This window comes from Paenibacillus sp. FSL R7-0313, assembly GCF_037969885.1.
Taxonomy (GTDB): Bacteria; Bacillota; Bacilli; order Paenibacillales; family Paenibacillaceae; genus Paenibacillus.
In genome coordinates this window covers 1,142,871-1,158,829 of sequence record NZ_CP150219.1, presented here as the reverse complement: position 1 = coordinate 1,158,829, position 15,959 = coordinate 1,142,871, and the positions used below count along the sequence as shown (strand labels likewise).

The window sequence follows — 15,959 nt, the reverse complement described above, 5'->3', positions numbered from 1 at the left end:
ATACAAAACGCGATTTTGTTTTCATTTTGGGCATGATAAAACTACATTTCTCGCCAACACCTCTTCTAATTAGTACCGGCACGAAAAAATTGTTGACGATAATCTCACTTGTAAGCGTTCTATATCAGAAATAAAGGAGCACATAACATCATGAGCACTCTTTTTGGACTATCCCACAACGCAACATTATTGGTTTGGACGTTAATTGCGATCATTTTTCTGATCGTCTTGATTTCCAAGTATAAATGGAATCCCTTTATCACCCTGCTGTTGTCCGCATTAATGCTCGGTTTGCTTACAGGCATGAAACCTGCCGATGTGATCTCTTCCATTACCGGGGGACTTGGCGGCACACTTGGAACCATTGCAATTGTTATTGCTCTCGGTACGATGCTTGGTAAGATGATGGCCGAATCTGGCGGTGCCGAGCGCATTGCAACTACATTGGTTGATCGGTTCGGTGTGAAACGTGTGCACTGGGCCATGATGATTGTTGGATTTATCGTTGGTATTCCCGTTTTCTTCGAAGTCGGCGTGATTTTGATGATTCCCATCATTTTCACCGTTGCACGTAAAACCAATATGTCTCTGCTGCAGATTGGTATTCCCATTTTGGCCGGTTTATCGACTGTACACGGTTTGGTCCCACCCCACCCAGCGCCAATGATAGCGATTGAAGCCTACAGCGCGGATCTGGGTAAAACCATTTTGTACTCCCTTATTGTTGGTATTCCTACAGCGATTATTGCAGGTCCTTTGTTTGGTAAATTTATTGGCAAAAGAATACACACCGAACCGCCAGCTGAACTGGCTGAACAATTCGCAACCAAAACAAACAGCAACATGCCTGGGTTTGGTATCACCCTGTTTACCATATTGCTGCCGGTTATTTTGATGCTGATTGGTTCCATAGCCAGCATCATTGACCCAAATGCCACAAGCGGCTTCACCGTTTTCAGTGAATTTATCGGTCATGAGATCATTGCTCTGCTGATTTCAGTTGTATTTGCCCTCTTTTCACTCGGCTTTGCACGTGGATTCACCAAACACGATATTTCTCGCTTCACCAGTGAATGTCTGGCGCCTACGGCAACCATCATTCTCATTATTGGCGGAGGCGGTGCCTTCAAACAGGTATTGATCAATAGTGGTGTGGGCAACGCCATTGCGGATGTCGCTACCCATGCCAACATCAACGTGATCCTGTTTGCCTGGCTTGTCGCTGCGCTCATTCGTGTAGCTACCGGTTCAGCAACCGTAGCTATGACAACTGCTGCCGGCATTGTCGCTCCAGTGCTTGCACTCACACCAGGTACCAATATTGAGCTGGTTGTACTCGCCACAGGTGCAGGGTCACTCATCTTGTCCCATGTGAACGATGCGGGATTCTGGATGATCAAAGAATTCTTTAATATGAGCGTCTCCCAGACATTGAAAACGTGGACCGTTATGGAAACACTATTATCCGTGGTCGGACTGATCTTTATATTGCTGCTAAGTACAGTGGTATAAATGGAGTCTCTATAGTAGAAAAAAATTAAATCTCATCGCTTTCTGAAGAAAGAAGGATTAAATATATGAACAACTACATGATTGGGATCGATATTGGTACAACCAGTACCAAATCCGTGTTATTTACCGAGCAAGGGTCCGTCATCAGTACCTCAACACAGGAATACCCTTTGTATACCCCTGCACCCGATGTAGCCGAGCAGGACCCTGAAGAGATTGTACAAGCGGCCCTCCGCTCTGTCCGAGGAGTTATGGATCAGAGCGGCGTTGCTGCCGAGCAGATCCTGTTTGTATCCTGCAGCTCAGCTATGCATAGTGTCATTGCCATGGGACAGGACAACACCCCCTTAACCCGTTGCATCACCTGGGCGGATAATCGAAGTGCAGCTTGGTCTGCCCAGCTGCAAGAGAATGGTCTGGGCCATCGCATCTATCTGCGCACGGGTACACCGATCCATCCCATGTCACCGCTGACCAAATTAATGTGGCTGCGCCACGATGAACCTGAACTTTTTGAGCGCACAGCCAAATTCATTTCGATTAAAGAATATCTATTCTTCCGTCTATTCGGACAATATGTCGTCGACCATTCCATCGCTTCCTGCACGGGCTTGCTCAATCTGGAACAACTGGACTGGGACGCAGAAGCCCTTGAGATTGCAGGCATTACACCCGACCATCTCTCGAAGCTCGTACCTACAACACATATATTAGAAGGAATGAATCACGAATCGGCTGAAAAAATGGCTCTCTCCCCCTCTACGCCCTTTGTTATTGGCGCAAGTGACGGGGTTTTGTCCAATCTCGGCGTGAACGCTATTGAACCTGGTGTTGTCGCAGCAACCATCGGAACCAGTGGTGCTATTCGCACTGTCGTGGACCGTCCGGTTACCGACCCCAAAGGTCGGACCTTCTGTTACGCCCTCACAGAGAATCTTTGGGTCATTGGCGGACCTGTGAATAACGGTGGCATGTTATTTCGCTGGGTGCGGGATGAATTTGCAGCGTCTGAAGTGGAGACAGCGAAGCGACTTGGCATCAATTCCTATGATGTTCTAACCAAAATTGCCGAACGTGTCCGGCCAGGATCGGAAGGGCTTCTGTTCCATCCGTACCTATCGGGCGAACGTGCACCATTGTGGAATCCGGATGCCCGTGGTTCCTTTTTTGGCTTAACACTCCATCATCAGAAAGAGCATATGATCCGTGCTGTCCTGGAAGGCGTTATTTTCAACCTATACACAGTACTGCTTGCCATGGAAGAACAGATTGGGCATCCTACCTCCATTCAAGCCACCGGTGGGTTTGCTCGTTCCCCTCTCTGGCGCCAAATGATGTCCGATATCTTCAATCAGGAGGTCGTTGTACCCGAGAGCTTTGAAAGTTCCTGTCTGGGTGCCGTCGTGCTTGGTTTGTACGCTACTGGGCGGATCAAGTCGCTTCATGCCGTTTCTTCCATGGTGGGTACAACGCATCGACATACCCCTGTCAAAGAGAATGCTGTACTTTACCAGGAGCTGCTGCCCATCTTTATTCGGATCTCTCGCAAACTGGAGGAGGAATACGCAGATATCGCTGAATTCCAGCGTAAGATGTCCCTTCCCCGTCTCTAAATCATCAATCCATACCTCGTTTCTGCACCAAAAAAAGAGGGTGTGCCCTAAAACCAAAAATCGGTTTTAGGGCACACCCTCTTTTGCTATAAATTCATAAAATATCGTTTGGATTCATATCATACATTCATACACTTCTACCTCAATATTTGAGTTTCGGCTTAGCTCTTCATTCAGGATAATTCATATACTACTTGTCTTAAAATGAATTCCTCTTTGTTCATTATCCATCTATATCGATGATCACAGATCGCCATCTCCTCAGAAATCAAATAACATTTCTTGTTTAACGATACGCCAATTTGGGTCTTTTCCGCCTTCCAGCCTTACGCTAAATGCATGGATTTTATCCTCTACCCTTTGGCCAAAAAACACGAGGGTGAGAGGTAACTCATTTCCGATCTCGATTACGCTCCATTTTCACTTCACGGTTATCCACAGACAGGTTATTCACAAACGAAGAATACTTTTACACACAATTTGGCATCATTTGACGGATAACCTGTGTATAAAACATTTTTGGTTTTTGGGTCTTTCTGTCGAAAATTAAACAGTTTATAAACAATATATTGTGTTGTGACTAAAAATTATACACAAGTTATTGAATTTGTGGATAAAATCACGCGATACGTTGAAATGCGGGGTTTCTTTTGCTATGATTGTATTACTTTTGGATGTGAATATGTGATCTGACCCATAATATTATCAACAGCCTGTGGATAAAGTTGTGAACAATTTTCCGTTGTTCATACTTTTTTTGTTTTCGACCTGCGGGGGTTTGGGGATAAATTCAACAATATATCTCGTATTTCGACACTGCATCATGGCTTAAGCCACACTTGGAACATGTAAAAGGAGTGACAGTCTGTGGACAGCCATACTTCTGATTTATGGCAGCAAATTTTATCAATCATACAAAACAAACTCAGCAAACCCAGCTTTGACACCTGGTTCAAAGCAACCAAAGCCACCAAGCTAAATGACCGTTCAATCGTCATTTCCGCACCAACCACGTTTGCCGTCGAATGGCTGGAGAGCCGTTACACCAAATTGGTTGGCTCGACGGTATACGAGCTGCTTGGCAAGCAAGTCGATGTGAAATTTGTCATTGAAGAGAACAAGCCTGCTGAACCGGACCCGCAATTGCCGGCGCCAACGCCTACAGTTGTACAGGAAGAAGCGGTACTCAGCATGCTGAATCCGAAATATACGTTCGATACATTTGTCATCGGGCCGGGCAACCGTTTTGCCCATGCCGCATCGCTGGCGGTCGCTGAAGCGCCCGCCAAAGCTTACAATCCTCTCTTCCTGTATGGAGGAGTAGGACTCGGTAAAACACACTTGATGCATGCGATCGGACATTATGTTCTGGAGCATGATCCGGGCAGCAAAGTCGTTTATTTGTCGTCTGAGAAATTCACGAACGAATTCATTAACTCGATCCGTGACAACCGCGGGGAGAGCTTCCGTAACAAATACCGGAGCGTCGACATTTTGCTCATTGATGATATTCAGTTCTTGGCGGGAAAAGAATCAACACAAGAGGAATTTTTCCATACGTTTAATGCGCTGCATGAGGAACGGAAGCAGATCATCATCTCCAGCGACAGACCACCGAAGGAAATTCCGACACTGGAAGAACGACTTCGTTCTCGCTTTGAATGGGGGTTAATCACGGATATCCAGCCTCCAGATTTGGAGACAAGGATCGCAATTTTGCGTAAAAAGGCACGTGCGGAAAACTTGGATATTCCGAATGAAGCGATGATGTACATTGCCAACCAGATTGACACCAACATCCGTGAACTGGAAGGCGCCCTGATTCGGGTCGTTGCTTATTCTTCACTGACTAATCAAGATGTAACCACTCATCTGGCAGCTGAAGCACTGAAGGATATTATTCCTTCCAGTCGTCCCAAAATGATCACTATTCATGACATCCAACAAAAGGTCGGCGAGTATTATAGCCTTAAGCTTGAAGATTTCAAAGCACGGAAACGGACCAAGGCAGTTGCTTTCCCAAGACAGATTGCCATGTATCTCTCTCGTGAACTGACAGACTTTTCTCTGCCCAAAATTGGGGAAGCATTCGGAGGACGAGATCATACCACTGTCATACATGCTCACGAAAAAATCTCCCAAGCGATTAAAAACGATCAGGATCTCTATAAAGTTATCAACAACTTAACCGAAAAAATTAAGAATCCAACCTGAACAAGTCCCAAGCCTATGCACAACGTATACACATGTGGATAGGCTTGGGTGTACGGGTTTATACCCACTTATCCACATATTCAGTGCCCCTATTACTATTATTACTAAAAAGATCTTAAAGATATCATCTCCAAAATAGCCATTTCGGAGCTTAGCCTTCGGCCTTTGAAAAACACCTTTCAACACCCCAACACCCAAAAAATCAGCTAGGAGTGAAACCATGAAAATCAGCATAATGAAAAACTACTTAAACGATTCCATACAGCAAGTATCCAAAGCGATCTCGAGCCGTACGACGATTCCGATTCTGAGCGGTATCAAATTCGACGTGAATCATCAAGGTGTAACGTTGACAGCAAGTGACACCGATATATCCATTCAATCCTTCATTCCGCTTGAAGATGGAGATAAAAGCGTAGTTCAGGTAGATCAACCCGGCAGTGTAGTTTTACCAGCCAAATTTTTCGTGGAGATCATCAAGAAGCTGCCATCACAGGAAGTACACATGGAAGTCAAAGAGAACTTCAACACCTTTATCTCCGCAGGTGCTACCGAGATTCAACTGGTAGGTCTTGATCCGGAAGAATTCCCGGTACTGCCAAGCATCGAAGAAAACCAAACGGTCTCCATTCCAGGAGATTTGCTGAAAAATATGATTAAACAAACGGTCTTCTCCATTTCCACACATGAGACTACTCCAATCCTGACAGGTGTACTCTGGAGTTTGGGTGACAACGAATTGAAATTTGTGGCAACAGACCGTCACCGTCTTGCTACTCGATCAGCAATGCTGGATAATGCAGAAGGTATCCGCTTCAACAACGTAGTCATTTCCGGTAAAACGCTGAACGAGCTCAGTAAAATTGTTCCGGATCAAAATACGCTTGTGGATATCGTTGTTGCAGATAACCAGGTCCTGTTCAAAATCGACCGTGTATTGTTCTACTCCCGTATTCTGGACGGAACATATCCCGATACTTCTAGAATTATTCCAACGTCATACAAAACAGAACTTGTTTTAGATACAAAAAAATTAAGTGAATCCATTGACCGGGCTTATTTGCTGTCGCGTGAAGAGAAAACAAACATCGTGCGTATGCAAACGATGGATTCGGGATCCGTTGAAATTTCTTCAAGCTCTTCCGAGCTAGGTAAAGTAAGAGAAGAAATCGAACCTGCCGAGTTTACAGGAGATCCGTTAAAAATCTCGTTCAACTCCAAATACATGCTGGATGTGCTGAAAGTTGTTGAAAGTGAGCAGCTGATGATCGCTTTTACAGGAGTCATGAGTCCAATTATCTTGAAACCGCTGGATGACAGTCACAGCCTTTACGTGATATTGCCATATCGGACGACCAACTAACGAAAGGAAGATCACAGTGAACCAAGTTACGATTCGAACGGAATATATCAAGCTTGATCAATTTTTGAAACTGGCTGATTGCATCCCAACTGGAGGTATGGCCAAAGCTTTGCTTCAGGAAGGTCTTGTACGTGTGAATAAAGAGCCTGAGGAACGCCGGGGACGTAAGTTATACCCTGGGGATATCGTTGAAGTGGACGGAGAAGGCACATTCGAAGTTGCTGCAGAATAAGAAGACCAGTTCGATCCTGCTGCCTCCTGACGGACGGGATAAAAGGGAGGTTACCGCGTGTTTGTGAACAGCATTGATCTGCAGAATTTCCGCAATTATGAACATCTCAGACTGGACTCTTTTGGTCCCGTAAACTTGTTGATCGGGCAAAATGCCCAAGGCAAGACCAATCTTGCAGAGGCGATTTTTGTACTCGCACTCACCAAGAGCCATCGTACATCCCGTGACAAGGAGTTAATCCGTTTCGGTGAGGAACGTGCCAGACTTGCAGCAGAGGTCGACAAAAAGTACGGATCGGTCAAGCTTGAACTATCTTTGTCGCAACAAGGCAAAAAAGCAAAAATTAACGGCTTGGAGCAGCGCAAGTTAAGTGATTTTGTCGGAGCGCTCAATGTTGTGATGTTTGCACCGGAGGATCTGGAGATTGTAAAAGGCACACCGGGGGTCCGCCGCCGGTTTCTTGACATGGAGATCGGGCAGGTAGCACCTGGCTACCTGTATCACCTACAGCAATACCAAAAAGTGCTCGTCCAACGAAACAATTTGCTTAAGCAGTTATGGGGACAAGGGGCATCAGCCCAGACCATGCTTGAGGTGTGGAACGAACAACTGGTTGAGCATGGTGTTAAAATCGTCAAAAAAAGGAAACAATTCATAAAGAAACTGCAAAAGTGGGCAGAAACGATTCATCAGGGGATCACCGGAGGCGGAGAAGTCTTGCGGCTGGCCTACCTTCCTTCCTTCAGCGAAGCCGCTGAGGAAGATGAAGCTGTCTTAATGGACCAATTTATGATAAAATTATCACAAATGAAAGAGCAGGAGATTCGCCGAGGCACAACCCTTAGTGGGCCGCATCGGGATGACCTGTCCTTTTTCATTAACGATCGGGAAGTACAAACATATGGCTCGCAGGGGCAGCAGCGCACAACAGCGTTGTCCCTTAAACTTGCGGAAATTGAACTGATTCATGAAGAAATCGGAGAATATCCAGTTCTGTTGCTGGATGATGTTCTGTCCGAGCTGGATCCTTTTCGCCAGACGCAGCTGATCGAAACGTTCCAGAGCAAGGTGCAAACCTTTATTACGGCTACGGGGATCGAGAGCCTGAACGTTGACAAGCTCAAAGATGCCAGTATTTATCACGTTCATGCCGGACAGGTTGAACGCTAAGGAGTGAGGGGCTTATGTACATTCATCTGGGCGGTGAGAAGATCATCCGTTCTTCCGAATTGGTCGCTATTTTTGATATATCGATTGAAAAATCCTCAAAGATCTCCAAGCAGTATGTCACGCATGCCGAGCAGGAAAAGACAGTGGAACACATCGGTGAAGAGGAAGCGAAGTCCATTGTGGTGACCAAAAACATTGTGTACTACTCGCCTATTTCCTCAGCCACGCTGAAGAAGCGGGCTCACATTTTTCCTGATCTCTAGCGTTTGTGTCGCATAAGGTATGTCTTTTTCTGCTTGTTTTTATGTGGACATCTGGCTGAAATGAAGGACGTTGCCTATTTCAGCAAACATTATTAGTTAACGCATATTTACGATATTGAATCTATAGAAGTAGGTGAAAGGCATGTCTATGAATCAACCGTCATATGATGCGAATGAAATTCAGGTCCTTGAAGGATTGGAAGCCGTACGGAAGCGTCCGGGGATGTATATCGGTTCCACCAGTTCCAAGGGCCTGCATCATCTGGTCTGGGAAGTAGTGGACAACAGTATTGACGAAGCGCTTGCAGGTTACTGTGACCACATTGAGGTCAGTATCCATGAAGACAATAGCGTGACTGTAGTCGATAACGGACGGGGTATTCCTGTCGGCGAACATACCAAAATGAAACGTCCTGCACTTGAGGTAGTTATGACTGTCCTCCATGCAGGGGGGAAATTTGGCGGCGGCGGATATAAAGTATCCGGTGGTTTGCATGGTGTTGGTGTGTCCGTTGTGAATGCACTCTCTGAAAAAGTGGTTGTAACGGTTAAACGTGAGGGACATATCTATCAACAGGAATATCGCCGTGGAGCTCCACAGTACGACCTGAAAGTGATCGGTACAACCGACGAAACAGGAACAACGGTTAGATTCCATCCGGACCCTGAAATTTTCACGGAAACAAGAGTTTATGAATATGACATCTTGCTGGCCCGTATTCGTGAGCTGGCGTTCCTGAACAAGGGTATTGGTCTTACACTGACGGATGAGCGTACAGGTGCAACCAACTCATTCCTGTATGAAGGCGGCATTATCGAATACGTCTCCTTCCTCAACCAGAAGCGCGAAGTACTGCATGAGAATCCAATTTACGTTGAAGGTTCCAGAGATAACATCCAGGTGGAAGTTGCCCTGCAATACAATGACAACTACACCGAGAATATCTATTCCTTCGCGAACAATATCAACACGCATGAGGGCGGAACGCATGAATCAGGTTTCAAGAGTGCCCTTACGCGGATTATCAATGACTACGCCCGTAAGGCGGGGGTAATCAAGGACAGCACGGGGAACCTTTCCGGGGATGACGTGCGTGAAGGCTTGACAGCTATTATTTCGGTCAAGATTCCGGAGCCGCAATTTGAAGGACAGACCAAGACCAAGCTGGGCAACAGCGAAGTGCGTGGGATTGTAGAATCCTTGTTTGCCGAGAAGCTGCAGGAGTTCCTGGAAGAGAACCCTTCCGTATCCCGTCGCATTTTGGAAAAAGGACTGCAAGCAGCACGTGCGCGTGAAGCTGCCCGTAAAGCCCGTGAACTGACACGTCGTAAAGGTGCACTCGAAGTAAGCTCACTTCCAGGTAAACTGGCAGACTGTTCATCCAAGGATGCTTCAATCAGCGAATTGTACATCGTCGAAGGTGACTCTGCAGGCGGATCAGCGAAGCAAGGTCGGGATCGTCATTTCCAAGCGATTTTGCCGCTGCGTGGTAAGATTCTAAACGTGGAAAAAGCTCGTCTCGACCGCATCTTGGGTAATGCGGAGATTAGAGCAATTATTACGGCAATGGGTACAGGTATTGGTGATGACTTCGATATTGCCAAAGCCCGCTATCACAAAATTATTTTGATGACCGATGCCGACGTCGATGGTGCTCATATTCGGACACTATTGCTGACATTCCTGTATCGGTACATGCGTAAAATCATTGAGGCAGGTTATGTGTATATTGCACAACCGCCATTGTTCAAGATTGAGCGTAACAAAGTAATTCGTTATGCCGGTTCCGAGAAAGAGCGCGATGAAATTATTGCAACGCTCGGGGAAAATGCGAAATTCAACGTTCAGCGTTACAAAGGTCTTGGCGAGATGAATGCCGGACAATTGTGGGAAACGACGATGGATCCGGAGAGCCGGACCATGATGCAAGTATCGATTAATGATGCCATCCTTGCTGATACCATGTTTGACACCCTGATGGGGGATAATGTTGAACCGCGTCGTGACTTTATCCAGGAAAATGCGAAATACGTGAAAAACCTCGACATTTAACACATTCGAAGAGGCGCCTGAGAGGGCGCCTTTTTTTATATTAGAGAAGGTATGGAACAGGGAAGGCGTAACTTAGACTTCCGTACCCTTTGTTATCTACGTACACGTTTTTTGGCAGACGAGGCCTGTGCTTTGGGGGATGGACGGGAGCTCTTACTCTTTTTGGAGGGCAAACGACCGTACGCAATCGCATAACGTTTGATCTTCCGGTAAGCCTCCTTGTCCGGTAATAAGCCAAAGGCATAAATGCCTGGCAGTGTGTTGACTTCAAGAATCCAGGGACGCCCTGCTTCGTCTAGCGCAATATCAATACCAATCTCTTTGAGTCTTGGAAATGATGTTTGCAATTGTACAGCGGTATGAATACCTAAGCGGTACAGCTCAGTACGGAGTTTCTTGAAGCCATCCTGTTGAAGATTGGGGAGTACGAGTTCTTCAAACGTGGCCAATCGCCCACCACCATGAATGTTGGTGATGATTTTGCCCGGCGCAGCAACACGTCCCAGAATACCTGTTGTTTCCCAGTTGTGTTGCAGATTTTTCTGAGTTAACACACGCAAGTCAAAAGGCAAATCTTCATGCTTCATCAGCGATATTCCCTGTTGAATGATATATTCACGTTCCTGAATGCGATCATTCAGTGCTCGTTCGAGTTCGTCCAAGGAATGAAATGATCTCTCCTCTGTACCGTATTGGAGTTGATATGTTGTTGTGAGATAGGTAGCTCTGGAGGTAACAGCACTTGCTTCGGGTTCATCAGGCAGGTTCCGATCATTGGTTTCTTCCGAAACCTCTGTATCTGTGGTGGAATCTTCGGAACTAACGACAGGTTCGTATAAACGGGTTGTTTTCACCCGCATAACGCCATTACCGTAAGTACCACGGTCCGGTTTGATATAGTTGGACTCAAATAATTCAGTCATTCGTTCCAGAGTTTGACGGCTATATTTTCGGGTCACTGGGATATATTCATTCACAATGCGACTGCGTTGTAATACAGCTGTTTTGGCCCATTTGCTGGAGACGCGTTGGATACCCAAGATTCATCAGTCCTTTCATGTTTTGCTCAGTTCTAAAGAGGGACAGACACGGAGAAATCAAAGGACAAGAGACGATTTCAGTGGTATAATAGAGAAATATGGCGTTTTGTGCGATGAGCTGCACAATTTGCAGTTTGATCGTAGGACGGGAATGGCTTTAGCCTCGGTAGGCACAGTACATATGCCGTTTTTCTAGCATTGTATGTGCAATTGGGGAGGAAGGCAGGGCGTATCCCTAGACACGCAGAAGTTCCCGGAAGAAAGGCTATTGCCCAGCGGACGTTTAATTGTGTAACTTTTGTGAAAGTAATATAATAAAGAGTAGCGTTCTTGCGCGGTTTTAGCCTTGTTAGGCTTTTCACATATAATCAACTTTTTTTGCATGACGGAATGGAACGTTTGTTGAAGGACAAGAAGGAGGTCCAGCATGGCGGAAGAAATGAACTCTCAGATTACAGATCGGGATATAGGCGTCGAGATGCGTGAATCGTTTATGGATTATGCGATGAGCATCATCGTTAGCCGTGCCTTACCTGACGTGCGTGATGGATTGAAGCCGGTTCACCGGCGTATTCTGTACGCGATGTCAGAGCTCGGCATGACACCCGATAAACCACATAAAAAATCAGCCAGAATCGTCGGCGAAGTTATCGGTAAGTATCACCCACACGGTGACTCTGCTGTTTACGAGACGATGGTACGGATGGCACAGGATTTCTCCCTGCGTTATATGCATGTAGATGGACATGGTAACTTTGGATCGGTCGATGGTGATATGGCAGCAGCCATGCGTTATACCGAAGCACGTTTGTCCAAGATTGCTATGGAAATGCTCAGAGATATCAACAAGGATACGATTGATTTCCAGCCGAACTATGACGGTGAAGAACATGAGCCAATCGTTCTGCCTGCTCGTTTTCCTAACTTGCTTGTCAATGGGGTCGGCGGGATCGCGGTAGGTATGGCTACCAATATTCCTCCTCATAACCTGGGCGAGGTCATTGATGGTGTACAAGCCATGATTCAAAATCCGGACATTACATCCATGGAACTCATGGATTACATTCAAGGACCAGACTTCCCTACGTCCGGCTACATTTTGGGCCGCTCAGGCATTCGCCAGGCGTATCAGACCGGACGTGGTTCAGTAACGATGCGGGCCAAAACCAACATCGAAGAGAACAACAACAAGGCGCGAATTATCGTTACGGAGCTGCCTTATCAGGTAAACAAGGCGAGACTCGTTGAGAAAATCGCCGAGTTGGTACGTGATAAAAAGATTGATGGTATTACTGACCTTCGTGATGAGTCTGACCGTAATGGTATGCGGGTTGTCATTGAGCTTCGCAGAGACGTGAATCCGGGGGTTGTCCTGAACAACCTGTACAAACATACATCGATGCAATCCACTTTCGGGATTAACATGCTTGCGATTGTTAATAAAGAACCTAAAATTCTGAACTTGCGTGAAGTGTTGTATCACTACCTGCAGCATCAGATTGAGGTTATTCGCAGACGTACGCAGTTTGAACTGAAAAAGGCTGAAGCTCGTGCACACATTCTAGAAGGTTTACGTATTGCGCTGGATCATATCGACGAGATTATTACGTTGATTCGTTCATCCAGTAATGCGGATGCAGCAAGAGAAGGTTTGATTGAGCGCTTCTCACTCAGTCATGATCAGGCTCAAGCTATTCTCGATATGCGTTTGCAACGACTCACAGGTCTGGAACGCGAACGTATTGAAAATGAATATAACGAACTGATGGTCAAAATCAGAGAGTATCGCGAAATTCTGGCCAATGAGCATCTGGTACTTGAGATTATCAGTACGGAGCTGCAAGAGATCCGCGACCGCTTCAGCGATGATCGTCGTACAGAGATTACTGTAGGTGAAGAGAGTATTCTGGATGAGGACCTGATTCCACGTGAAGAGGTTATCATTACGATTACTCATACAGGCTACGTGAAACGTCTGCCGGTATCCACTTACCGCAGCCAGAAACGTGGTGGACGTGGGGTCGTGGGTATGGATACGAAAGATACCGACTTTGTCGAGCATCTGTTCGTGACCAACTCTCACAATTACCTCATGTTCTTCACTGACAAAGGTAAAGTGTACCGTCTCAAAGCGTACGAGATTCCAGAGCTTGGACGTACCGCACGGGGAACGCCGATTATCAACCTGATCCAGATTGAGCAGGGTGAATCAGTTAATGCCGTGATTCCGGTTCAGGAATTCGAAAGTGACAGATACCTGTTCTTTGCTACCCGCCAAGGGGTTGTGAAGAAAACACCACTTGAGGATTACACCAATATCCGCAAAGGCGGCTTGATCGGTATTTCCTTGCGTGATGATGACATTCTGATCGATGTTAAGCTGACCGATGGACAGCAAGAGATCATCATGGGTACAGCTCACGGAATGTCTATTCGATTCTCCGAAGGTAATGTACGTTCCATGGGACGTAGTGCCACCGGGGTTAAAGGGATCACATTGGATGAACAGGATGCCGTTATCGGCATGGATGTAGTTGATAAAGACCTTGATGTTCTAATCGTTACAGCCAAAGGTTACGGTAAACGTACACCTGTGAGTGACTATCGGATGCAGACTCGTGGCGGTAAAGGGATCAAGACTATTAATGTCACAGAGAAGAACGGCTCAGTAGTCAGCCTCAAAATGGTTAAAACCGAAGAGGATCTGATGATTATTACGTCTAGTGGTACGTTGATCCGGATGAGCATGGAAGGCATATCCACTATGGGTCGATACACGCAGGGTGTGAAACTGATTCATATTCGTGACGAGGACTCAGTAGCTACAGTCAGCCGAATTGATAAGAATGAAGAAGAACCAGACGATGAGTCGCTTGAAGGCTTGGAAGGCGAGGAGTCCCAAGCTCCGGTAGTAAGCTTGGAAGAAGGCACCGTTTCTGAAGCTGAGGTTAATGAAGTTGAGGGCGACGACGATTCCGGTTCGGAAGCATAAAAATAGAATGTTATAAAAACCGATCTCTTGGAGATTGGAAGAAGATTGCGAGGGCTCCCACGGGGAGCCCTTTTGTTGTATAAAGGAATCTCTTCGTGTATTCTTCCGAATCTGGGATGTACAGCCTGATTTCTGAGTAATATAATGGGAAATATCATGAAAAACCGGGACTATGGTCTTGTTTGTTATTAACATAGAAGAACGATGAGTGAGGGGAATACACATGGGATTAATCACCCTGTCAGAAGTCAAACCAGGACTCAAACTTGGGAGTGATGTGCAAACACTTCGCGGCAACGTTCTGCTCCAGAAGGGAAAAGTTATTTTACCCAAGGATATGGAAGTGCTCAGAGCCTTTATGATTCAACAGGTAGATATTGAACAAGAAAGAATGGCGTCGAGTAGTACAGCAACCAAAGGTGCCTCTGTGTCTGCAGGAAGTTCTGCCAATGACAAGAGTGGTGAACGGGCAGGGAAGACAGGGAACGTCACCACAGCTCCTGTAGTAACGTCTTTGCAGGATGAGTATGAGAAGATGGTCGGACTAACGAAAAATGCTTTCCTGTCCTCTCTGGCGGCTGAATTGCCGGTCTATGAGTTACGTACACAGTTGGAGGCTGTGTTTGCACATCTCAAACAATATAATGTGCTTACCTTCAGTCCACGAGTAATGCAAGAACATGATTATGTATATCACCATGCCGTACTGAGTGCGATCACATCGTATCAACTGGCTCAATGGATCGATCTGCCCTCCAAGGATTGGATGCAAGTTGCTTTTGCAGGCTTGTTCCATGATATTGGTAACAACAAGGTAGATCCGCAGATTCTCCATAAACCATCCACGTTGACGGCTACAGAGCAGGAAGAGATTCGCCAGCATACGAAATATGGTTATCAGATCCTTAAACAGGCAAAGGCCATTAACGAGGGAGCCAGACTTGCAGCTTTGCAGCATCATGAAAAAGTTGATGGATCAGGCTACCCGTTGCAGCTTAGTGGGACGCAGATTCATATTTATGCCAAGATTGTAGCTATTGCTGATATTTTCCACGCCATGACGCTGGAGAAGATCTACCGCAAGGCACAATCACCATACCTAGTCCTAGAACAGATTCAAAGTGAGGCATTTGGGAAATTGGATCCTGCAATTGTAAGAGTATTTGTTCAACGTTCGACCCAGATCCATAATGGCATCCGAGTAAAACTCAGCAATAACCAAATTGGAGAGATCGTATTCTCTGATCGAGATCATCCTACACGGCCTATGGTGTCAGTAGAAGGAACCATCATTAACCTGATGCAGCAACGGCAGCTTCACATCCAAGAGGTTATCGGATAACAATAGATATTAAAGTAACTTGAAGAGAGGGCCTTTCTTTTATAGAGAGGCTTTTTACGTGAGATAAATGTGGGAATGTAGAAAAACCAGAAATATTATAGAAAGATATATAATTACTCAAAAAAAGACTTGCATTCAGTATCTGTACATGGTATATTCTAATTC

The 15,959-nt window shown here is 45.9% G+C and carries 11 protein-coding genes; 10 read left to right on the top strand and 1 reads right to left on the bottom strand.

What is annotated here, in order from left to right; all coding sequences use genetic code 11:
* Positions 1 to 150: 150 nt before the first annotated feature.
* The 8 genes from NSQ38_RS05155 (at position 151) to gyrB (ending at position 10,420) form a co-directional block, all read left to right on the top strand.
* Positions 151 to 1,512, top strand: coding sequence for a gluconate:H+ symporter (locus tag NSQ38_RS05155; RefSeq protein WP_339787492.1), 1,362 nt, complete (start codon positions 151 to 153; stop codon positions 1,510 to 1,512).
* Positions 1,513 to 1,577: 65 nt separating this feature from the next.
* A complete protein-coding gene (gntK, locus tag NSQ38_RS05150) occupies positions 1,578 to 3,125 on the top strand; it encodes a gluconokinase (RefSeq protein ID WP_339787489.1) in 1,548 nt (515 codons plus the stop codon).
* A gap of 867 nt (positions 3,126 to 3,992) precedes the next feature.
* Positions 3,993 to 5,339 (top strand): chromosomal replication initiator protein DnaA, encoded by a 1,347-nt coding sequence (dnaA, locus tag NSQ38_RS05145; RefSeq protein WP_036611990.1) that lies wholly within the window; start codon positions 3,993 to 3,995, stop codon positions 5,337 to 5,339.
* Between the two features lie 220 nt (positions 5,340 to 5,559).
* Positions 5,560 to 6,702 (top strand): DNA polymerase III subunit beta, encoded by a 1,143-nt coding sequence (gene dnaN / locus NSQ38_RS05140; protein ID WP_017691408.1) that lies wholly within the window; start codon positions 5,560 to 5,562, stop codon positions 6,700 to 6,702.
* Positions 6,703 to 6,718: 16 nt separating this feature from the next.
* Positions 6,719 to 6,934 (top strand): S4 domain-containing protein YaaA, encoded by a 216-nt coding sequence (gene yaaA / locus NSQ38_RS05135; protein WP_036611994.1) that lies wholly within the window; start codon positions 6,719 to 6,721, stop codon positions 6,932 to 6,934.
* Between the two features lie 57 nt (positions 6,935 to 6,991).
* A complete protein-coding gene (gene recF / locus NSQ38_RS05130) occupies positions 6,992 to 8,104 on the top strand; it encodes a DNA replication/repair protein RecF (RefSeq protein ID WP_076216624.1) in 1,113 nt (370 codons plus the stop codon).
* A 14-nt stretch (positions 8,105 to 8,118) separates the two neighbouring features.
* On the top strand, positions 8,119 to 8,367 hold the full coding sequence (locus NSQ38_RS05125) for an extracellular matrix/biofilm biosynthesis regulator RemA family protein (protein ID WP_017691405.1): 249 nt from the start codon (positions 8,119 to 8,121) through the stop codon (positions 8,365 to 8,367).
* A 142-nt stretch (positions 8,368 to 8,509) separates the two neighbouring features.
* Positions 8,510 to 10,420 (top strand): DNA topoisomerase (ATP-hydrolyzing) subunit B, encoded by a 1,911-nt coding sequence (gene gyrB / locus NSQ38_RS05120; RefSeq protein WP_076216622.1) that lies wholly within the window; start codon positions 8,510 to 8,512, stop codon positions 10,418 to 10,420.
* A 92-nt stretch (positions 10,421 to 10,512) separates the two neighbouring features.
* Here the strand turns inward: gyrB and NSQ38_RS05115 are convergent, their stop codons facing one another.
* On the bottom strand, positions 10,513 to 11,460 hold the full coding sequence (locus NSQ38_RS05115) for a YheC/YheD family protein (RefSeq protein ID WP_339787486.1): 948 nt from the start codon (positions 11,458 to 11,460) through the stop codon (positions 10,513 to 10,515).
* Between the two features lie 427 nt (positions 11,461 to 11,887).
* Between NSQ38_RS05115 and gyrA the strand changes: the two genes are divergently transcribed.
* Together gyrA and NSQ38_RS05105 are read left to right on the top strand one after the other, a co-directional pair.
* A complete protein-coding gene (gyrA, locus tag NSQ38_RS05110) occupies positions 11,888 to 14,452 on the top strand; it encodes a DNA gyrase subunit A (protein WP_339787484.1) in 2,565 nt (854 codons plus the stop codon).
* Positions 14,453 to 14,675: 223 nt separating this feature from the next.
* Positions 14,676 to 15,794, top strand: a complete 1,119-nt coding sequence (locus NSQ38_RS05105; RefSeq protein WP_133386411.1) for an HD-GYP domain-containing protein — start codon at positions 14,676 to 14,678, stop codon at positions 15,792 to 15,794.
* Positions 15,795 to 15,959 lie beyond the last annotated feature (165 nt).

Coding starts and splice junctions, on each gene's coding strand:
- NSQ38_RS05155 (WP_339787492.1), top strand. CDS start 151: ATGAGCACTCTTTTTGGACTATCCCACAACGCAACATTATTGGTTTGG.
- gntK (WP_339787489.1), top strand. CDS start 1,578: ATGAACAACTACATGATTGGGATCGATATTGGTACAACCAGTACCAAA.
- dnaN (WP_017691408.1), top strand. CDS start 5,560: ATGAAAATCAGCATAATGAAAAACTACTTAAACGATTCCATACAGCAA.
- NSQ38_RS05125 (WP_017691405.1), top strand. CDS start 8,119: ATGTACATTCATCTGGGCGGTGAGAAGATCATCCGTTCTTCCGAATTG.
- gyrB (WP_076216622.1), top strand. CDS start 8,510: ATGTCTATGAATCAACCGTCATATGATGCGAATGAAATTCAGGTCCTT.
- gyrA (WP_339787484.1), top strand. CDS start 11,888: ATGGCGGAAGAAATGAACTCTCAGATTACAGATCGGGATATAGGCGTC.
- NSQ38_RS05105 (WP_133386411.1), top strand. CDS start 14,676: ATGGGATTAATCACCCTGTCAGAAGTCAAACCAGGACTCAAACTTGGG.